General features: G+C 70.1%; 20 protein-coding genes. 10 read left to right on the top strand and 10 right to left on the bottom strand.

Annotated features, from left to right (window positions below):
- Complete coding sequence (locus AKJ13_RS08010; protein ID WP_280137104.1) at positions 1–462, bottom strand: YidB family protein; 462 nt, start codon at positions 460–462, stop codon at positions 1–3.
- Positions 463–516: 54 nt separating this feature from the next.
- Here AKJ13_RS08010 and AKJ13_RS08005 point away from each other — a divergent pair, with 54 nt between their 5' ends.
- The 6 genes from AKJ13_RS08005 to AKJ13_RS07980 all read left to right on the top strand — a co-directional run bounded on the left by AKJ13_RS08005 (position 517) and on the right by AKJ13_RS07980 (position 5,938).
- Entirely contained in the window at positions 517–1,401 is an 885-nt protein-coding gene (locus tag AKJ13_RS08005; protein WP_050732881.1) for an alpha/beta hydrolase, read from the top strand.
- A gap of 120 nt (positions 1,402–1,521) precedes the next feature.
- Entirely contained in the window at positions 1,522–1,857 is a 336-nt protein-coding gene (yajC, locus tag AKJ13_RS08000; RefSeq protein WP_007562493.1) for a preprotein translocase subunit YajC, read from the top strand.
- Positions 1,858–1,914: 57 nt separating this feature from the next.
- Positions 1,915–3,519 (top strand): protein translocase subunit SecD, encoded by a 1,605-nt coding sequence (gene secD, locus AKJ13_RS07995; protein ID WP_050732880.1) that lies wholly within the window; start codon positions 1,915–1,917, stop codon positions 3,517–3,519.
- A 189-nt stretch (positions 3,520–3,708) separates the two neighbouring features.
- Positions 3,709–4,650 carry a protein translocase subunit SecF gene (gene secF, locus AKJ13_RS07990; RefSeq protein ID WP_050732879.1) on the top strand — a complete coding sequence of 314 codons (942 nt, stop codon included), beginning with the start codon at positions 3,709–3,711 and terminating at the stop codon, positions 4,648–4,650.
- Positions 4,651–4,661: 11 nt separating this feature from the next.
- A complete protein-coding gene (locus AKJ13_RS07985; RefSeq protein WP_050732878.1) occupies positions 4,662–5,060 on the top strand; it encodes an MTH938/NDUFAF3 family protein in 399 nt (132 codons plus the stop codon).
- On the top strand, positions 5,060–5,938 hold the full coding sequence (locus AKJ13_RS07980; protein ID WP_050732877.1) for a phytoene/squalene synthase family protein: 879 nt from the start codon (positions 5,060–5,062) through the stop codon (positions 5,936–5,938). Before AKJ13_RS07985 ends, AKJ13_RS07980 begins: the two co-directional genes overlap by 1 nt.
- Before the next feature lie 179 nt (positions 5,939–6,117).
- Here AKJ13_RS07980 and AKJ13_RS07975 read toward each other — a convergent pair whose 3' ends face one another.
- From AKJ13_RS07975 to AKJ13_RS07955, 5 genes are all read right to left on the bottom strand, one after another.
- On the bottom strand, positions 6,118–6,765 hold the full coding sequence (locus tag AKJ13_RS07975; RefSeq protein ID WP_082316888.1) for a methyltransferase domain-containing protein: 648 nt from the start codon (positions 6,763–6,765) through the stop codon (positions 6,118–6,120).
- Positions 6,762–7,526, bottom strand: coding sequence for a 5'/3'-nucleotidase SurE (surE, locus tag AKJ13_RS07970; protein WP_050732876.1), 765 nt, complete (start codon positions 7,524–7,526; stop codon positions 6,762–6,764). The genes AKJ13_RS07975 and surE overlap by 4 nt, the downstream gene beginning before the upstream one ends.
- A complete protein-coding gene (serS, locus tag AKJ13_RS07965) occupies positions 7,526–8,917 on the bottom strand; it encodes a serine--tRNA ligase (protein WP_050732875.1) in 1,392 nt (463 codons plus the stop codon). The genes surE and serS overlap by 1 nt, the downstream gene beginning before the upstream one ends.
- Before the next feature lie 88 nt (positions 8,918–9,005).
- Positions 9,006–9,371 (bottom strand): nuclear transport factor 2 family protein, encoded by a 366-nt coding sequence (locus AKJ13_RS07960; protein ID WP_050732874.1) that lies wholly within the window; start codon positions 9,369–9,371, stop codon positions 9,006–9,008.
- A gap of 122 nt (positions 9,372–9,493) precedes the next feature.
- The gene (locus AKJ13_RS07955) at positions 9,494–9,937 is read right to left on the bottom strand and encodes an OsmC family protein (protein ID WP_050732873.1); all 444 of its coding nucleotides are present in this window, start codon (positions 9,935–9,937) and stop codon (positions 9,494–9,496) included.
- Between the two features lie 154 nt (positions 9,938–10,091).
- Here AKJ13_RS07955 and AKJ13_RS07950 point away from each other — a divergent pair, with 154 nt between their 5' ends.
- Positions 10,092–10,958 (top strand): ATP-binding protein, encoded by an 867-nt coding sequence (locus tag AKJ13_RS07950; RefSeq protein ID WP_050732872.1) that lies wholly within the window; start codon positions 10,092–10,094, stop codon positions 10,956–10,958.
- A gap of 142 nt (positions 10,959–11,100) precedes the next feature.
- On the opposite strand, the gene AKJ13_RS07945 is transcribed toward AKJ13_RS07950, so the two are convergent.
- The 3 genes from AKJ13_RS07945 to AKJ13_RS07935 form a co-directional block, all read right to left on the bottom strand.
- Positions 11,101–13,317: a TonB-dependent receptor gene (locus AKJ13_RS07945; protein ID WP_050732871.1), complete on the bottom strand. Its 2,217-nt coding sequence runs from the start codon at positions 13,315–13,317 to the stop codon at positions 11,101–11,103.
- Positions 13,318–13,666: 349 nt separating this feature from the next.
- A complete protein-coding gene (gene dut, locus AKJ13_RS07940; RefSeq protein ID WP_050732870.1) occupies positions 13,667–14,137 on the bottom strand; it encodes a dUTP diphosphatase in 471 nt (156 codons plus the stop codon).
- Positions 14,134–15,015 (bottom strand): CoA ester lyase, encoded by an 882-nt coding sequence (locus tag AKJ13_RS07935; protein WP_050732869.1) that lies wholly within the window; start codon positions 15,013–15,015, stop codon positions 14,134–14,136. The genes dut and AKJ13_RS07935 overlap by 4 nt, the downstream gene beginning before the upstream one ends.
- A gap of 103 nt (positions 15,016–15,118) precedes the next feature.
- Here AKJ13_RS07935 and AKJ13_RS07930 point away from each other — a divergent pair, with 103 nt between their 5' ends.
- The 3 genes from AKJ13_RS07930 (at position 15,119) to AKJ13_RS07920 (ending at position 17,173) form a co-directional block, all read left to right on the top strand.
- On the top strand, positions 15,119–15,859 hold the full coding sequence (locus AKJ13_RS07930) for a DUF429 domain-containing protein (protein WP_050732868.1): 741 nt from the start codon (positions 15,119–15,121) through the stop codon (positions 15,857–15,859).
- A 90-nt stretch (positions 15,860–15,949) separates the two neighbouring features.
- Positions 15,950–16,465: an NUDIX domain-containing protein gene (locus AKJ13_RS07925; protein WP_050732867.1), complete on the top strand. Its 516-nt coding sequence runs from the start codon at positions 15,950–15,952 to the stop codon at positions 16,463–16,465.
- A gap of 45 nt (positions 16,466–16,510) precedes the next feature.
- Positions 16,511–17,173, top strand: a complete 663-nt coding sequence (locus AKJ13_RS07920) for a carbonic anhydrase (RefSeq protein WP_007562470.1) — start codon at positions 16,511–16,513, stop codon at positions 17,171–17,173.
- Between the two features lie 242 nt (positions 17,174–17,415).
- Here AKJ13_RS07920 and AKJ13_RS07915 read toward each other — a convergent pair whose 3' ends face one another.
- On the bottom strand, positions 17,416–18,120 hold the full coding sequence (locus AKJ13_RS07915) for a DUF4142 domain-containing protein (protein WP_007562468.1): 705 nt from the start codon (positions 18,118–18,120) through the stop codon (positions 17,416–17,418).
- Between the last annotated feature and the right edge of the window lie 97 nt (positions 18,121–18,217).

Raw genomic sequence — 18,217 nt, 5'->3', positions numbered from 1 at the left:
TCAGCGCACCTGCATGCTGAAGTTCGGCTGCGGTTTCAGGCGGCCATCCTCGCTCTGGGCCGCGACCGCCGCGGGCAGGAACTCGGCGAGCGCCGTCGCCACCCGCCCGGCGGGCAGGTTAAGATCGTAGGCCAGCCGCTCGGTGACCGCATCCGGCAGGCACGCCGCGATGGCGTTGACCGGGACCGGGCGGTTCTCCCCGGGCCCGATCCAGGACTCGACGGCCTCGCCGTGACCGGACTCGCGCAGCCGGTCCAGGAAGGCGACCAGGCCGCCCGGGTAGAACTTGGCCAGCGCCAAAGCGAGCTTGCCGCTGCCGGTGCTCACGACCGCCCGGTCGGCCGCCGCGACCACGTCGCCGATCATGGTCTTCACACCGTCGAGCAGGCCCATCGCGTCGTGTCCCCCGGTTCCGTCAGCGCGCCCAAGGTCGGGCGGATCGGGCCGCCGGCAAGAGCGCATGCGGCAATTGCGCGGGGGTCGTATAGGGTGGCGTCGTCATCGAGGGCGTGATCTATGAAGCGCGTGCAGGCCGGTGTACTCGACGTCGCCTACCGGGAGGTCGGCCCCCCGGACGGCAAGCCGGCCGTGCTGCTCCACGGTTTCCCCTACGACATCCACGCCTACGACGCGGTGGCCGAGCGCCTCGCCGCGGACGGCGTGCGCTGCCTGATCCCGTATCTGCGGGGCTACGGGCCCACCCGGTTCCGCGACGACGCCACCCTGCGCTCCGGCGAGCAGGCAGCCCTCGGCGCCGACCTCCTGGCCTTCCTGGACGCCCTCAGGATCGAGCGGGCCGTGCTCGCCGGCTACGATTGGGGCGGCCGGGCGGCCTGCGTGGTGGCCGCGCTTTGGCCGGCCCGGGCGGCCGGGCTGGTCAGCGGCGGCGTGGCCTACAACATCCAGGATATCCCGGCCGCGGGCAATCCGGCCCCGCCGGAAATCGAGCACAGGTTGTGGTACCAGTACTATCTCCACGGCGAGCGCGGCCGCGCCGGCCTGGCGGCCAACCGCGCGTCATTCTGCGCCTTGTTGTGGCGGCTCTGGTCCCCGACCTGGCAATTCTCCGAGGAGATGTACGCCCGGACCGCCCGATCCTTCGAAGATAACCCAGATTTTGTGGACGTGGTGGTCCATTCCTACCGCCACCGCTTCGGATTGGTCCCCGGTGACCCGGCGCTCGTCGAGATCGAGGCCCTTCTGGCGGCCCAGCCGGAGATCACGGTCCCATCGGTCGCGCTGCTCGGCGCCGATGACGGCGTCGGCCCGCCCCCGGCAGAGGATACCGATGCCCGGCACTTCACCGGGCCCTACCGGCGCGCCATCGTCGCGGGGGTCGGCCACAACGTTCCCCAGGAGGCGCCGGACGCCTTCGCGGAGGCCGTGCTCGGCCTGCTGTGACGGCCTGAGCGCGGGGCGTTGCTTTCGGGAAGCCCCTGGCTATAGTCCGCGCGCTTTCAGACAGGTCTGCGGACGCCGTATCCGGCGGCAGGCCTGCGTGCCAATCGCAGGAGACGCTCGTTGATCACCCCCGCCTTCGCGCAAGGGGCCGCTTCGGCCGCTGGCGGAGCGGAGATCGCCTTTCAGGTGATCCCGTTCGTCCTGATCTTCGTGATCATGTATTTCCTGATCCTGCGACCGCAGCAGAAGCGGGTCAAGGACCACCAGGCGCTGATCCGGGCGGTGCGCCGGGACGACACGATCGTCACCAATGGCGGCCTGGTCGGGCGCGTGGTGAAGGCCGTGGACGACCAGCCCGAGATCGAGGTCGAGATCGCCCCGAACGTCCGCGTGCGGGTCGTGCGGACGATGATCTCCGAGGTCCGCGCCAAGGGCGGGCCTGCCAAGGCCGCCTGACACCTTCCATGAAGCGGCCGGCGTAACCCGCCGGCCCGAAAGAGAAAACTCCGGCCGATGCTGCGCTTCTCCCGTGCGAAGATCATCACGACCCTCGCGGCGATCCTGATCGGCCTGATGCTGGCGGTGCCGAGCTTCTTCACGCCCGAGCAGCGCAAGGGCTTCGTGGCGAGCCTGCCGTCCTGGTTCCCGACCTGGATCGTCCCGACCCGGGGCATCGTGCTCGGCCTCGATCTCCAGGGCGGCTCGCAGCTGCTGCTGGAGGTCGATCAGAATGAGCTGATCGCCTCCCAGGCCAAGGCCCTGCGCGACGACGTGCGCCGCACCCTCCAGCAGGAAAATGTCCGCGCCGACGGCGGCATCGGCCTGCTCCAGCGCGGCGTCCAGGTGAAGGTCGCGGACGACGCGGCCCGGGCCAAGATCCTGCCGAAGCTGCAGGAACTGTCGCTGCCGATCACCAGCGCGATCGGCCAGACCGCCGCCCGCACCCTCGACATCACCGAGCAGCCCGGCGGCGTGATCCGCCTGACGCTCACCGATGCCGGCATCACCGACCGTACCCGCCGGGCGGTCAGCCAGGGCATCGAGGTCATCCGCCGCCGGCTCGATTCCACCGGCACCACCGAGCCCTCGATCCAGCAGCAGGGCGCCGACCGGATCCTGATCCAGGTCCCGGGCGAGCAGAACCCGGAGCGGCTGGAGAAGCTGCTGGGCTCCACCGCCAAGCTCGAGTTCCGCATGCTCGCCGACAGCCCGTCGGGCGACGTCGACATGCTGCCCTCCAAGGACGAGAAGGGCGCCAAGGTCCCGGTCGAGCGCCGGGTCATGGCGGATGGCGGCGAACTGACCGACGCCCAGCCGGCTTTCGACCAGCAGTCGCATGAGCCGATGGTCAGCTTCAAATTCAACCTGCGCGGCGCCCAGCGCTTCGGCCAGGCGACCTCGGAGAATGTCGGCCGGCGCATGGCGATCGTGCTCGACAACGAGGTGGTCTCCGCTCCCGTGATCCGCTCGGCGATCACCGGCGGTTCGGGCCAGATCACCGGCAACTTCACGGTTCAGCAGGCCAACGACCTGTCGGTGCTGCTCCGGGCCGGCGCCCTGCCGGCGAAGTTCACCGTGGTCGAGCGCCGCGTCGTCGGCCCCGGCCTCGGCCGGGACTCGATCCAGGCCGGCAAGCTCGCGACCCTGGTGGCGGCGGGCCTCGTCGTCTGCTTCATGTTCGCCACTTACGGGACCTTCGGCTTCATCGCCAACATCGCCCTCATGGTCCATGTCGGGCTGATCCTGGGCCTGATGTCGGTGCTGGAGGCGACCATGACCCTGCCGGGCATCGCCGGCATCGTGCTCACCATCGGCACCGCGGTCGATTCCAACGTGCTGATCTACGAGCGCATGCGCGAGGAGAGCCATGCCGGCCGCTCGCTGATCTCGGCGCTCCAGGCCGGTTTCGACCGGGCGTTTGCGACGATCATCGACTCGAACTCGACCATGGCGATCGCCGCGCTGATCCTGTTCTTCCTCGGCTCCGGGCCGGTGAAGGGGTTTGCCGTGGTGTTCATCCTCGGCATCCTCACCACCGTCATCACCGCCGTGACGCTGACCCGGATGATGATCGCGGTGTGGTATAAGACGTTCAGGCCGAAGGCCCTGCCGTTCTGATTATTTGGAGATCGTCGAAGGAAGCGCGGGTGGCGCGACAGGCCCCCTCTCCCGTGCGGGAGAGGGTTGGGGTGAGGGATCAGGTCTCCCCGGACAGGTCGCACCCCTCACCCTATCCCTCTCCCGAACGGGAGAGGGGACCCGCGCCCCGGCTTCCTTCGTCGCGGCTCCTGTAGAAGAGACCCGACCATGCGCTTGCTTCGCCTCTGGCCCGATGAATCGCATTTCGACTTCATGCGCTTCCGGCGGCTGACCTTTCCGCTCTCGGCGGTGCTGTCGCTCGCCACCGTGGTACTGTTCCTCACCATCGGGCTGAACTTCGGCATCGACTTCAAGGGCGGCACCCTGGTCGAGCTGCAGGCCAAGTCCGGGACCGCCGACGTGGCCGCGATCCGGCACACCGCGGTGGGCTTCGGCTTCGGCGAGCCGGAGGTGCAGGAACTCGGCAACCAGGGCACCGTGCTGGTGCGCCTGCCGCTTCAGCCCGGCGAGCAGGGCCAGACCGCGGTGATGAACAAGGCGCACGCCGCCTTTGACGCGGATTACGACTTCCGCCGCACCGAGACCGTCGGCCCGCGCGTCTCGGGCGAGCTGGTCCAGTCCGGCACCCTCGGCGTCGTGCTGTCGGTGGTCGCGGTGCTGCTGTACCTGTGGTTCCGGTTCGAGCGGGAGCTGGCGCTCGGTGCCATCGTCGGCACGCTCCACGACATCGTGCTGACGGTCGGGGTGTTCATCATCACCCGCATCGAGTTCAACATGACCTCGATCGCCGCGATCCTGACCATCGTCGGATACTCGCTCAACGAGACCGTGGTGGTGTTCGACCGAACCCGCGAGCTGATGCGGCGCTACAAGACGATCCCCACAGTCGACCTGCTGAACCTGTCGATCAACTCGACCATGTCGCGCACCGTGATGACCTCGATCTCGTCGGGCCTGTCGCTCCTGGCGCTGGTCCTGTTCGGCGGCGAGGCGATCAAGGGCTTCGCCATCGTGATGCTCTGCGGCGTCGTGATCTGCACCTATTCGGCGATCTTCGTCTCGACTCCGGTGTTGATCTATCTGGGGCTGATGCTCTCGGGCGCCCGGGCGGCGACCGAGCGCTCCGGCGTCCCGCAACCCGCCGAGTAATTTTTGACGCGATGGCCGAACAGGCGACCCCGAAGAACTTCGACGCCGGCTTCGTGCCGGGGCGCCACATCATCGACACCTACGGCAATGGGGGCTTCCGCTTCGCCGGGATGTCGCATCGCGGCTCGCTCCTGCTCCTGCCCTCGGGGGTACGCGCCTGGGACGTGACCTCCCCGAAGGCGATCGACCGCACCTCCCTGCGCCCGGTCCAGGCCGAGGCGGCGGGGATCGAGTTGCTCCTGATCGGCACCGGCCTCGACATCGCGGCGATCGACCCGTCGTTGCGCGGCTGGCTCAAGGATGCCGGCGTCGGGCTGGACGTGATGCAGACCGGGGCGGCGGCCCGGACCTACAACATCCTGGTGGCCGAGAACCGCAAGGTCGCGGCCGCCCTGATCGTGGTCGATTGATGCCGGAGGTCGATGACAAGCCCGCCGAGACCGGCCTGCCCTTCGCGCAGGCCCATTGCGAGCAGCTGGTCCGGGAGGGCGACCCCGACCGCTACTACGCGACCCTGTTCGCCCCGGCCGCCGCCCGCCCGCACCTCTTCGCTCTCTACGCGTTCAGCCTGACCATCGCGCGGGTGCGCGAGGCCGCCTCGAACCCGATGGCCGGGGAGATCCGGCTGCAATGGTGGCGCGATGCGCTTCAGGGCGAGGCCCGGGGCGATGTCCGCGCCAACCCGGTGGCGGCGGCCCTCGAGGAGGCGATCCGGGTGAACCGCCTGCTGCGGCAGCCCTTCGTCGATCTGATCGACGCCCGGGTGTTCGACCTCTACGAGGACCCGATGCCCCGGGTGAACGACCTGAAGGGCTATTGCGGCGAGACCGCCTCGGCCCTGTTCCGTCTGGCGAGCCTGGTGATCGGCAACGGTACCGAGCCGGGTGGCGCGGGCGCCGCCGGCCATGCCGGCGTGGCCTACGGCCTCACCGGCCTGCTCCGGGCCCTGCCCTGGCACGCCCGCTCGGGCCAGGTCTACCTGCCGGCCGACGTGCTCGGCCGCTACGGCGTCACCCGCGAGGACATCACCAGCGGCCGCGGCGGCCCGGGTTTGCGCCGGGCCTGCGCCGACCTGCGCGACCTCGCCCGGACCCATCTCAAGGCCTTCGAGGCCGCCCGCCCGACCATCGCGCCGCTCGCCGGCACGGCGTTCCTGCCGGTGGCCCTGGTGGAGCCCTATCTCGCGACGATGGAGCAGGCGAGCTACGACCCGCTCAATACGATCACCGACCTGCCGCGCTGGCGCAGGCTGTGGCGGCTGTGGCGGGCGTCGCGACGGATCGGGTGAGCACCGTCGGGTGTGCCGTTCTCGCCCGAATCCTGAGGTCGTTCGTCTCTTTCAGTTGACGGACCCTCACCGTCATTGCGAGCGCAGCGAAGCAAGCCAGTGCAGCACGCGATCACAAAACGTGGCGCATCACTGGGTTGCTTCGCTGCGCTCGCAATGACGGCGTGGAACAGTGAACGTCACAGCACCCGAGCCAACCCCGGCACCAGCGCCGCCAAGCGGGTCGGCGGGCCGAGGTCCGGCTCGGCCTCGGGGGTCGCCAGGGTCGCGATCCGGCACTGGCCGTCCTGGATGAGTCCGGTCACCAGGCGGCCACCCGGTTCCAGGGCCGCGCGCCAGTGCGGCGGGATCGCGTCGACGCTGCCATGGACCAGGATCCGGTCGAAGCCGCCATCCGGCAGTTCGGGCGCGAGGCCGTCGGCCTGGACGACATGGACCTCCGATTGGGCGGTGAGCCGGGCGGCGGCCTCCCGGGCCAGCGTCGCGTAGCGCTCGAGGCTCAGGACCGCGCCGGCCCCGAGCTTGGCCAGCAGCGCCGTGGCGTAGCCCGAGCCGGTGCCGATCTCCAGCACCCGGTGCCCGGGCTCGACCCGCAGCAGCGCCAGCATCTGCGCCACTAGGGTCGGCGCGGTCATCGAGGCGCCGCAGGGCAGCGGCAGGGCGATATCGCGCCGGGCCTGGGCGCGATGGGCGGCCGGGGCGAAGGGTTCCCGCGGGACCTGCTCCATGGCCCGCAGGATCGCGGTGTCCCGCATCCCCCGGCCGCGGAGCGCCATGACGAAGGCCGCGTTGCCGGCAGCCTCCTCGAGGCCGCCCAGGTCGATCACGCCGAGAAGGCCTGCGCGAAGCGGGTCAGGGTGGGCTCGTCCGTGAGGTCGAGGCGCAGCGGCGTCACCGAGATCCGCTTCTCGGCGATCGCCTTCAGGTCCGAACCGTGGCCCGGCTCGAACCGGGCCTTGGCGAAGGCCAGCCAGAAATACGGGTTGCCGCGCCCGTCCACCCGGGCATCGATCGACAGCAGCGCCTGGTTGCGGAAACCCTGCGCCGCCACCGCGACGCCCTGCACGTCCGCCGGCTCGCAATCCGGGAAGTTCACGTTGATCAGGATGCCGGGCTCGATGCCGGTCTCCAGGATCTTGCGGACGACCTTCGGGCCGTGCTCGCGGGCGCAATCCCATTTGAGCGCGCTGCGCCCGCCGGCCCCGTAGGCCTGGCTCAGCGCGATCGAGCGGATGCCGAGGATCGTGCCCTCCATGGCGGCCGCGATCGTGCCCGAATAGGTCACGTCCTCGGCGACGTTCTGGCCGCGATTGACCCCCGACAGGATCAGGTCCGGCCCGTGATCGCCCAGGATGTGGCGCACGCCCAGGATCACGCAATCGGACGGCGTGCCCTTCACGGCGAAGCGCGTCTCGGAGACCTGCCGCAGGCGCAGCGGGTCGTTCAGCGAGAGCGAGTGCGAGACGCCGGATTGGTCACTCTCCGGCGCAACCACCCAGACGTCGTCGGACAGCTCCCGGGCGATCTCCTCCAGGGTGGCGAGCCCCGGCGCGTGGATGCCGTCGTCGTTGGTGACTAGGATGCGCATCAGCGGGCCCCTTCGATCCGGTTGAGCCCGCCCATATAGGGGTGGAGCACCGACGGGATCGTGATGCTCCCGTCCGGGTTCTGGTAGTTCTCCATCACGGCGATCAGGGCGCGGCCGACCGCGACGCCCGAGCCGTTCAGCGTGTGGACATAGGCCGGCTTGCCGTCCTTGCCCCGGTAGCGAGCGTTCATCCGGCGGGCCTGAAATTCCCCGCAGACCGAGCAGGAGGAAATCTCCCGGTGCGTGCGCTGGCCCGGCACCCAGACCTCGATGTCGTAGGTCTTCTGGGAGGCGAAGCCCATGTCGCCGGTGCAGAGCGTCATCACCCGGTAGGGCAGATCGAGCTTCTTGAGGACCGCCTCCGCGCAGGTGAGCATCCGCTCGTGCTCGTTGTCGGACTCGTCCGGCGTGGTGATCGAGACCATCTCCACCTTGTTGAACTGGTGCTGGCGCAGCATGCCCCGCGTATCCCGCCCCGCCGCCCCGGCCTCGGCCCGGAAGCAGGGCGTGAGCGCGGTGAAGCGCAGGGGCAACTCTTCTTCGCGCAGGATCGACTCGCGCACGAGGTTGGTCAGCGGGACCTCGGCGGTGGGGATGAGCCAGCGCCGCCCCTGCTCCATTCCGGCGCGGACATCCTCGCCGAGGGCGTCGCCATTACGGTGCGCTTCCGTGGGCTCAGTGGCGGACAGAGCGTCGTGGACCTTCCTCAGGGAGGAGCCATCGACAACAGCGAACTGATCGTCCTCGAACTTTGGCAGCTGCGCCGTCCCGAACATCGCGTCGTCCTTGACGAGCACCGGCGGCGCGACTTCCAGATATCCGTGCTCCTGCGTGTGCAGGTCGAGCATGAACTGGCCAAGCGCCCGCTCCAGCCGGGCGAGCTGGCCTTTGAGTACCACGAAGCGCGAGCCGGAGAGCTTGGCGGCGGATTCGAAATCCATCAGCCCACAGGCCTCGCCGAGCTCGAAATGCTCCTTGCCCTCGGTCAGGCGCTCCCGGGTTGAGGCGTGGCTGCGGTAGAGCACGTTGCCGTGCTCGTCGGCGCCGTCCGGCACGTCGGGCTTGGGCCGGTTCGGGATCGCGGCGAGCTTTTCCGCGAGCGCCTTGTCGGCCGCGCCTTCCGCCGCCTTCAGCGCGGGTTCGGCGGCCTTGAGGGCGGCGACCTCCGCCATCAGGGCGGCGGCGCGATCCTCGTCCTTGGCCTTCTTGGCGCCGCCGATCTCCTTGGCGAGCGCGTTGCGCCGCTCCTGGTTGGCCTGGGCCGCCGACACGGACGATTTCCGCGCCTCGTCGAGGGCGATCAGCTCGGCCGAGAGCGGCGCGAGGCCCCGGCGGGCGAGGTCGCGGTCGAAGGCGTCCGGGTTGTCCCGGATGGCGCGGATGTCGTGCATCGTGTCGGCTCGGATCGGCGCGCAGGCTCGGGGCGCGCGGCCCCCGCTTTGCCGCATCGCGTCCGGTGGGACAAGCGCGGGGCCGCCCTCAGGCTTTCGGCGGCGCGATCTTCAGCTGGTCGATCGCCCAGAGCCAGGTGCCGTCCGGCTGCGCGCGGGCGACCTCCACCGAGAGCGTGCCATTGGGTAGACGGGCGAAGGTCAGGGCGAGATCGCCGTTGCGCACGGGCTCGAGCGCCTCGGCGGCCGGGAAGTCGGATTTGCGCCCCAGCAGGTTGGCGTAGAAGGCCCGGATCTCATCATGCCCGGTGGCGACCACCCGCCCGGCGGCCAGGACCGCCCCCGGCTCGTAGAGCGCCACCAGCCCCTCGACATCGCCGGCATTGGCGCGTTGGTTGAACAAGTGGGCCAACGCCCCCGGCTCGGTTGCAGCGTCCCGGTTGTCTTGGGCCATGCGTCGCTCCTGTGCAGGCAAGGGGATAACGGTCTCGGGGCGAAGGGCGGATCATCCCGGCCGCAGAAACGAGGCGTGGCGGTCTCCGCCCGCGGGACATTCGAGATCCGTCCCGGGGCCGGTCATGCGAGCCGGCGCCCGGCGCCATCCTCGACCGTGACGGCGACCGGGATCCCGGCCTTCACGCTCTCCGAAACCGTGCAGAAGCGCTGGAACTGCTCCAGCACCCGGTCGATCCGGGGCATCACCGCGGCCTGCGCGCCGAGCCGGATATGCACGTCGATCCCGCTGATCCGCAGCCGGCCCTCCGCATTGCGCGTGACCCGGCAGGCGGCCTCGGCGGCGACGCCCTGAGCGTCCTGCCGGAACTTGCCCAAGGCGAAGACCAGGCTGGCGCACAGGCAGTTCGCAACCCCGGCGATCAGCATCTGCTCCGGGACCGGGCCGGTGCCGCCGCCGATCGGGGGCGCCTCGTCGGTGAGGAGGCCGGGCAAAGCGGCGCCGAAATCGACGGTGAAGACGTAAGCCCCGACCTGGGCGATCCGGATCGTCGGTCCCGCTTCCATCCGCGCCCTCCCGGGGTCGACCTGGGCCGCCCTCGCGGAAGGTCCAACGCCCGATTCGGCTTCGCGTTCGGAACGCCCCGAGACGGATGATTTCCGTAACCGAACGCCGTAGTACGGTTGCTTCGCCGACCCGGCAGCCAAACCCCCCGATCCGATGACGAGCCTCGAGACTCTGATGCCGCTCCTGGAGCGGATCGCTACCGCGCTGGAGCGGGCCGCGCCGCCCGCGGCGCCGGCCTTCGACCCGAACGCCGCCGACGCCTTCCTATGGGGGCCCGAGCGGCGGCTGACCCCGGTGCCGCAGGTGGCCCGGGTGGAGATCGGCCTGCTCACCGGCATCGACCGGGCCCGCGACACGCTGATCGAGAATACCGAGCGCTTCGCCCGCGGCCTGCCGGCCAACAACGCCCTACTGTGGGGCGCCCGCGGCATGGGCAAGTCCTCGCTGGTCAAGGCGGCTCATGCCGAGATCAACGCCCGCCGGCCCGCGGGGACGCGGCCGATGAAGCTCGTCGAGATCCACCGGGAGGATATCGAGGCCCTGCCCGACCTGATGGCGCTCCTGCGACCCGATCCACATCGCTGGCTGGTCTATTGCGACGACCTCTCCTTCGACGGCGACGACACCTCGTACAAGTCGCTCAAGACCGCGCTCGACGGCGGCATCGAGGGCCGGCCCGGCAACGTGCTGTTCTACGCCACCTCCAACCGCCGGCACCTGCTCGCCCGTGACATGGTCGAGAACGAGCGCTCCACGGCGATCAATCCCGGCGAGGCCGTGGAGGAGAAGGTCTCCCTTTCGGACCGGTTCGGTCTCTGGCTCGGCTTCCACAAATGCAGCCAGGACGAGTTCCTGGCGATGATCCGCGCCTATGCGGAGCGCTACGGCCTCGACCTGCCGCCCGAGCGCCTGCGCGCCGAGGCGCTGGAATGGGCCACCACCCGCGGCTCCCGCTCCGGCCGCACCGCCTTCCAGTTCATCCAGGATCTCGCCGGGCGGATGGGGAAGGTGCTGGATTGAGACGGTCCGGCGCCTGAAGCATCCGGCCCACGCTTGCCCCCGTCATTGCGAGCGGAGCGAAGCAACCCAGGGCTACGCACCCTCCTGGGATCGCGCGCTGCGCTGGGTCGCTTCGTTCCGCTCGCGATGACGGCTTGGCATCTTAAAAGTCGATGGAAGCCGACAGCCAAACCGTGCGCGGGGCGCCCAGGATGAGGGCGCCGTTCGGGTTGGCAATCCAAAAGTGGTTGTCGGTGACGTTGGACATCGTCGCGCGCAGCGTGACCGGCCTGTCCTGCAGGAGCGTGGCGTAGCGCAGGCCGAGATCCAGGGTCGTCCAGTCCGGGATCTTCGAGAAGGGCAGGTTGGTGAACGTCGTGCCGGCATAGGACGCGCCGGTATAGACAACGGTGGCGATCGCCGTGAGGCCGCGCATCACCGGCGTGTCCCATTCGAGGCCCGCGGTGGCCTGGAAGCGCGGCGCGCCGGTGGCGGGATTGCCGTCGTACAGGCCGCCCCGGGTCCGGCGCCAGCGGGCGTCGAGCAGGGTCGCGCCGGCGATGACGCGCAGGTCCGGGACGACCTCGCCGAAGATCGTCCCCTCGAAGCCGCGGTTCCGCTGCGTGCCACCGACGCTGAAGACGTGGGTCACGGGATCGACATTGCCGGCCGGCTGGGTGATTTGGAAGGCGGCGAGCGTCGCCCCGAAGGTCTTGAAGTCGAGCTTCGTCCCGATCTCGTATTGCCGCGACCGGGCCGGCGGGAAGGTCTGCGCGGTGTTGACCGCGGAGCCGGGCGGCTTCAGCGCCGTCAGGCCCTGGACCGCGTTGGCGTAGACCGACAGCACCTCGGTGGGCCGCACCACCAGGCCGAAGGCCGGAGTCGTCGCACTCTTGTCGTAGGTGCTGGTCAGGAGGCCCGTGACCGGGGCGTAAGTGCCGAGCTCGATCTCCTGCCGGCGCGCGCCGACCATCAGCTCGACCAGCCCGTCGGCGACCGACATCGTGTCGGCGACGGCGTAGCTCGTCATCCGGTCGTAGCTCGCCCGGCCCCGGGGGAAGGCAGCCTTCGGTTGCCCCGGCCAAGCCAGGCGGACCGGCGCGTAGAGGTTGGAATCATAGTTCGGGTAGGTGATCTGTCCGAGCGTCAGATCCTGGTCGAGATACGTCGTGGTGAACACGGCCTCGTGCTTGATCCAGCCCGTATCGAAGCGCGCCCGGGCCCCCGTTTCGCCCGACAGCGTCGCGGTGTCCCCGGTCTGGAAGATCGAGTTCACCTTGGTTCGCCCGGTCCGGTCCAGGAGGGTGAAGGCGGGGTTCTCCTGCTTGTCGTAGGTGAAGCGGTTGCCGCCGAGCGCCGCGAACAGCGTGATGTTCGAGGTGAGGTCGAACTCCGCCCGGCCGAGGGTGGTGAGGCTGTCGGCGCGGGAGAAATCGAAGGTCTGGGACATGTTCCGGCGCGGGTCGGGCGCCCTGGGCACGCGCAGGCCCTGCGCCGGATTGCCGCCGCGGGTTTGGGCGTCATAGGCGTCGTGCTGGTAGATGACGTCGAGGAACAGCCGGAGCCGGTCGCCGTCATAATCGAGGGCGAGCGAGCCGACGCCGTTGCGCTGGGCCGTGCGGTCGATCGGCGTCGCACCGCCCAGGCCCGCGCCGTTGATCCGCACGCCGATCTGCTTCGCGTCGCCGTAGCGCCGCGCCACGTCGAGCTCCGCCCCGCCCCGCGTCGTGGAGGCGTAGTCGACGGTCGCCCGGTTCAGTGGCTCCTCGCCCGCGCGCTTGGTGACGACGTTCACCGTGCCGGCGATGCTGCCGGAGATCGCGGTTCCGAACAGGAACGCCGCCGGACCCTTGAGCACCTCGATCCGTTCGAGGGGGGCGGGGTCGATCCGGTAATCCGGCACGAGGCCGTACAGGCCGTTCAGGGCGAACTCGCGGTTGTCGACCCGGAAGCCGCGGATCGTCAGCGCGTCGTAGCGGTTGCCGCTGCCGATCGAGGCGCGCACCGACGGGTCCGTGCGCGTCAGGACATCGCCGACGCTGACCGCCTGGAGATCGCGGATCGTCTTTTCGGTGTAGCTCGCCGTGCTGAATGGCGTGCGCATGTAATCCCGGTTGCCGAGAATGCCGAGCCGGCTGCCGCGGGCGACCTGGCCGCCGGAAAATGCTTTCGGCAGGCCGCCGGCCTCCCCCTGCCCGACCCGCCCCGCGGCCGGATTGCGCGACTCGACTGACAACGTTTCGAGTTGGACCGAGGTTGTCGCGGGCTGGCCCGAGCTTTCCTGCGCCAGAGCGGCATGGTGCGTCAGAAGGAGAAGCGTTGCCAGAGGTGCAACGTGGCGGACATGCGTGCAGGTCATGACGAAGCGGACGCCGATCAAGTCGTGAAACCATGCCGGCGATCGATTCTTCTCTCCGCAGAGCGGATCGGCATGGGAATCATTGTTGAGCCAACACATCGCCGCTAGCAGCGACGAAAGTTTAAGGCAAGAAATAAAACCTAGATTTTATAAATTATAAGCTAGTGGAACGATATACTATAGAGTTTTATCTTCGACGATGGAATGTACTGCACGCTTGAATTGATTTATCGAAACAAAATATTTCACATATTCGTTGGATAAACTTCAATCCTCGCTCGCATCCTCAGGCGTCGGGATGGGACCGGCGGAGACGCGGGATGGGGCGGCGATCCGGATATCCCGCCGTCCCGGATCCGATGCGCGTCGCCTACCGTCCGCTGGACCCGAACCCGCCCGCGCCTCGGCCCGAGCCCGAAGCGGACTCGTCCTCCAGCACCGTCAGGACCGGCCGGGTCACCCGCGTGAAGACCAACTGCGCGATCCGGTCGCCGGGCTCGATCCGGACCGGATTGGCGTCGTCGCGGTTCCAGGCCGAGACCATCAGGGGGCCCTCGTAATCGGCATCGATCACCCCGGTGCCGTTGCCGAGCACCAGCCCGTCGCGGTGGCCGCGGCCGGAGCGGGGGAAGATCAGGCCGCACCAGTCGGGGTTTCGGATCGAGACGCAGAAGCCCGCCGAGATCAGGACCGGGGCGCGCCGCGGCGGCAGGACCAGCGGGGCGTCGAGGCAGGCATGGAGGTCGAGGCCGGCGGCGGCCGCGGAGCCCCAGCGCGGAAACCCCCAGCCCGGCAGCCGAGGGTCGAGGAGGCGCAGCCCGACTTCCGGCAGCGCGCTCACGCGCCGAGCCGCGCGATCGCCTCGGCCAGCGTCAAGGTGCGCCGGGCGGCCTCGACATGCAGGCGCTCGACCATGCGCCCGTCCAGCGCGATGACTCCGTGGGCCTGAGTCTCAGGGGCGTCAAAGGCCGCCACCACCCGGCGTGCTTCGGCGATGTCCGCCGGGTCCGGCGCGAAGGCGGCGTTGGCCGGGCCGATCTGGCTCGGATGGATCAGCATCTTGCCGTCGAAGCCGAGATCGCGGCCTTCGGCGCATTCCGCCGCGAAGCCGGCGGCATCCCGCAAGTCCGTGAAGACGCCGTCGATCGCCTCGATCTCGTAGGCCCGTGCGGCGGCCAGGACGGTCATCAGCCAGGGGCGTAGGGCGGCCCGTCCCGGGGGGCGGATCCGGCTCGCCTTCACCAGGTCGTTGGGGCCGATCACCAGGGCGGCGAGCCGTCCGTCCACGTCCCGGGCGGCACCGGCGATCTCGGCGGCGTTGACCACCGCCATCGGGGTCTCGATCATCGCCCAGATCCGCGTCGCCAACGGAGCCCCCAGCCGGCGCAGCCGCGAGCCCACCGCGATCAGCGTGTCGGAGCTGCGCACCTTCGGCACCAGGATCGCGTCGGCCCCCGCCCCCGCGAGCGCCGCGAGATCGGCCTCGCCGTCCTCCATCTCGGGCGGATTGATCCGCACCACCACCTCGCGCGGGCCGAAGCCGGCTCCCGAGACGGCGGCGGCCACCATCGCCCGGGCCTCGGCCTTCTTCCCGGGGGCGACGCCGTCTTCCAGGTCGATCAGGATCACGTCGGCGGGGAGCGTGCGCGCCTTCTCCAGGGCGCGGGCATTCGAGCCGGGCATCGCCAGCACGCTGCGGCGGGGACGGATCTCGCTCATCACGCTTCTCCCGGGCCGGCGGGACGCCCTTCGGGTCGCCGATAGCTTTCCGCCGCGTCCCGGGCAAGAACGCATCGCGGGGCGAGATCGATACGGGGACGGGATGGCGCGCTGGGTCGCGGGGCTCGATGGCTGCCGGGGCGCCTGGGCGGGGGCCTTGCTGGATCTCGACGATCCCGGCCGGCACCGCTGCGCGCTGTTTCCCGACGTGGCGGCGCTGCTCGAGGCGCCGGAGCAGCCGCTGATCGTCGGCATCGACGTGCCGATCGGCCTGCCGGACCGGATCCTCGGCGGTGGCCGGGCCGCCGACCGCGCCGCCCGCGCCCGCCTCGGACCCGCGCGGTCCTCGGTCTTCCCGATGCCGCCCCGGGCGGCGGTCTACGCGCCGGACTACGACGCCGCCAAGGCCGCCTCGCGGGCGGCGAGCGAGCCGCCCTTCGCGCCCTCGATCCAGGGCTACAACATCTTCCGATATGTCCGGGCCGTGGACAGGCTGCTGCGGGCGCGACCGGATGCGCTGGCGCGGCTGTACGAGGTTCACCCGGAGGTGGCCTTCCACGCTCTCAACGGTCTGCGCCCCCTCGGGCTGCCGAAGAAGGGCGTCCGGGCCCGGGAGGGCCTGGCCCTGCGCCGGAGCCTGCTCGCGGCGGCGGGCCTGCCGGCCGCCCTGCTCGACGCCCGGGCGAAGGGCGTGGCCGCCGACGATCATCTCGACGCGCTGGCCGCCCTGGTGGTGGCCCGGGACATCCTCGACGGGCGCGCGGTGCCCCTGCCGGACCCGCCGGAGCGGGATGCCCACGGGCTGCCGGTGGTGATCTGGGCGCCGGCCGTGCGGGTGGCGTGATCGGCCGCCTCAAGCTCTTGTGACCCATCAAATCTTGCTGATCGACCGTGACCCGTGTCCGTTCGGGTCGGTGCGCTCTAGCTCAGTCCCATGAGCGAACCGACCCCCCTCCCGATCCGCCACATCGCCCGGGCGATTGTCCTCGACCCACAGGATCGCATCCTGCTGATCGCCTACGCGTCGGTCCATACCAAGGGGCCGGATGGCGAGCCGCTGCGGTTCTGGTTCATGCCCGGCGGCGGGCTGGAGCCCGGCGAGGATCACGTCACCGCCTGTCGGCGCGAGCTGGGCGAGGAGATCGGCCGCGACGATGTCGAGATCGGCCCCCAGGTCGCGGTTTGCGATGGCCCGTTCCACCTGTTCCGCCAGTCACGCAACGCGCGCGAGCGCTACTTCCTGGTCCGCCTACCCGACGACCGGATCGATACCAGCCGGCTCGCCGAGACCGAGGACAACCCGGTGATCGGGACGCGCTGGTGGCCCCTCGCCGAGCTCCGGGCCAGCGGCGAGCGCGTCGAGCCGGCCGGTCTCGCCGACCTGGCGGCCGATCTTGCCGCAGGGACTATTCCAACCCGGCCGCACGTTCTGACTTGGCACGATCACTGACCCGCATCTCGCACCTGCGAGATCGCCCAAACTCGAGGAGACTGCATGTTCCCTGAATTCCTGACCGAGGGCTACCGCGCGTTCCTGGCGGACCGGTTCCCGACCGAGCGCCGGCGCTTCGCGCAGCTCGCCCAGAGCCAGGAGCCTCAGATCCTGGTGATCAGCTGCTGCGACAGCCGCGTGGCCCCCGAGGCGATCTTCGATGCCGGCCCGGGCGAGCTGTTCGTGATCCGCAACGTCGCCAACATCGTGCCGACCTACGAGCCGGACGGTGCCTATCACGGCACCTCGGCGGCCATCGAGTTCGCGGTCCAGGCACTGGAAGTGAAGCACATCGTCGTGCTCGGCCACGCCACCTGCGGCGGCATCAAGGCCTTCGCCAACAAGGCCGCGCCGCTTTCGAGCAGCAACTTCATCGGCAAGTGGGTCTCGCTCGTGGCTCCCGCCGAGGCCAAGGCCGGGGATTCGAGCGCGCCCGACTACCTGACCCGGATGGAGCACGCCATGGTCAGCCAGAGCATGGAGAACCTGCTGACCTTCCCGTTCATCAAGGAGCGAGTTGAGGACGGCCGACTCAACATCCACGGGGCGCATTTCGGCGTCGCCAACGGCGTGCTGCTGGTGCGCGATCCCGAGACCGGCGATTTCCACCCCGCCGTGGACCAGGCCGGCCGTAAGGTCCTGCCGACCGCGGTGGCCTGCGACTAAGGGACGGCCGCAAGGCGAAGCTCCGGGCTCGATCGCGATCCGGTCGAGCCCGGCTCATGGGCCGGTTTGACGAGAAGGGGCTCCGCGGGACGACCTATCCGCGCGCCGGATATCAGAACCTCCCCCTCATCCTTCGAAGCCCTCTGGCGTGGGGTCGTCGCGACCAGACACGAAAAAGGCGGCGGGCTCGCACCCGCCGCCTCTTCCTGTGCCGCCCGGCCGGGGCCGGGCAATATTCGAACTTACATGGCGCCCGGCAGACGCTGGGCGTGGTCGTAATGCATCTGCAGGGCCGGCAGGGCCTGCTGGGCGTAGTTGCGCAGGGCCGGGTTCGGGCCGCCCTGGGCATAGGCCTGGGTCATCGCGATCGACATCTGGTGCGCCTGGATCTGCTGGCTGGCATAGAGGCGATCGAAGCGCGGGCCGGCCGGGGTCGCCGACAGCTCGGCGAGCATCGCCTGCTGCTGCGCATTCGGCGGGACGAGCGTGGAGGCACCGGTGGCGGTGGCATCGCCGCGGCCGAGGCGGCTGCCCGCCTGCGCGCCGTTGGCGGCGCCGGATCCGATGCCTTCGAGGCCGCCGACCGGGCCGCCCGCCAGGGTGCCGCCGACCACGCCGGTCGCCGCGCCGACGCCGGCGCCGACGGCGCTCCCGGCCACCGACAGCGGCGCCGTCACGAGGCCGCCGAGGCCCGGGTCACGACCCGCCATGGAATTGGTCTCGCCGCCGGCCAGCGCCACGTTGGCGGCGCGGTGATCGCGGATCGCCTCCTGGGCGTAGGACCGCACCTTCGGGTTGCGCGACTTCGACAGGGCGATCTGCGAGGACTGGATCTCGAAGGAATTCGCCTGCATCGACTGGAGGCGGAAATCGTTCGCGTCCTGCGCGAAGGCCGGGGTCGACACAGCCAGGACGAGCGCGGACGCGGCAGCGTAATTCTTCAGCATTGTGACCTCAGTACCTGATGGAAACGCGAGCCGGAACGCTGGGCCGGATGGTGCAGCCTAGACCTCTCCCGAGGGACAAGACCTCGCAGCCGAGACC

Origin of the sequence: Methylobacterium sp. ARG-1, from assembly GCF_001262595.1 — a bacterium.
Taxonomy (GTDB): domain Bacteria; phylum Pseudomonadota; class Alphaproteobacteria; order Rhizobiales; family Beijerinckiaceae; genus Methylobacterium; species Methylobacterium brachiatum.
The sequence above is the reverse complement of the archived record's forward strand: the minus strand, read 5'-3'. Positions and strand labels throughout refer to the sequence as shown.

What these genes read in the sequence shown, in the direction of transcription:
- AKJ13_RS08010 (WP_280137104.1), bottom strand. Translation starts at nt 462, where the DNA reads ATGCGCTCTTGCCGGCGGCCCGATCCGCCCGACCTTGGGCGCGCTGAC.
- AKJ13_RS08005 (WP_050732881.1), top strand. Translation starts at nt 517, where the DNA reads ATGAAGCGCGTGCAGGCCGGTGTACTCGACGTCGCCTACCGGGAGGTC.
- secD (WP_050732880.1), top strand. Translation starts at nt 1,915, where the DNA reads ATGCTGCGCTTCTCCCGTGCGAAGATCATCACGACCCTCGCGGCGATC.
- secF (WP_050732879.1), top strand. Translation starts at nt 3,709, where the DNA reads ATGCGCTTGCTTCGCCTCTGGCCCGATGAATCGCATTTCGACTTCATG.
- AKJ13_RS07985 (WP_050732878.1), top strand. Translation starts at nt 4,662, where the DNA reads ATGGCCGAACAGGCGACCCCGAAGAACTTCGACGCCGGCTTCGTGCCG.
- AKJ13_RS07980 (WP_050732877.1), top strand. Translation starts at nt 5,060, where the DNA reads ATGCCGGAGGTCGATGACAAGCCCGCCGAGACCGGCCTGCCCTTCGCG.
- surE (WP_050732876.1), bottom strand. Translation starts at nt 7,526, where the DNA reads ATGCGCATCCTAGTCACCAACGACGACGGCATCCACGCGCCGGGGCTC.
- serS (WP_050732875.1), bottom strand. Translation starts at nt 8,917, where the DNA reads ATGCACGACATCCGCGCCATCCGGGACAACCCGGACGCCTTCGACCGC.
- AKJ13_RS07960 (WP_050732874.1), bottom strand. Translation starts at nt 9,371, where the DNA reads ATGGCCCAAGACAACCGGGACGCTGCAACCGAGCCGGGGGCGTTGGCC.
- AKJ13_RS07955 (WP_050732873.1), bottom strand. Translation starts at nt 9,937, where the DNA reads ATGGAAGCGGGACCGACGATCCGGATCGCCCAGGTCGGGGCTTACGTC.
- AKJ13_RS07950 (WP_050732872.1), top strand. Translation starts at nt 10,092, where the DNA reads ATGACGAGCCTCGAGACTCTGATGCCGCTCCTGGAGCGGATCGCTACC.
- AKJ13_RS07935 (WP_050732869.1), bottom strand. Translation starts at nt 15,015, where the DNA reads ATGAGCGAGATCCGTCCCCGCCGCAGCGTGCTGGCGATGCCCGGCTCG.
- AKJ13_RS07930 (WP_050732868.1), top strand. Translation starts at nt 15,119, where the DNA reads ATGGCGCGCTGGGTCGCGGGGCTCGATGGCTGCCGGGGCGCCTGGGCG.
- AKJ13_RS07925 (WP_050732867.1), top strand. Translation starts at nt 15,950, where the DNA reads ATGAGCGAACCGACCCCCCTCCCGATCCGCCACATCGCCCGGGCGATT.
- AKJ13_RS07920 (WP_007562470.1), top strand. Translation starts at nt 16,511, where the DNA reads ATGTTCCCTGAATTCCTGACCGAGGGCTACCGCGCGTTCCTGGCGGAC.
- AKJ13_RS07915 (WP_007562468.1), bottom strand. Translation starts at nt 18,120, where the DNA reads ATGCTGAAGAATTACGCTGCCGCGTCCGCGCTCGTCCTGGCTGTGTCG.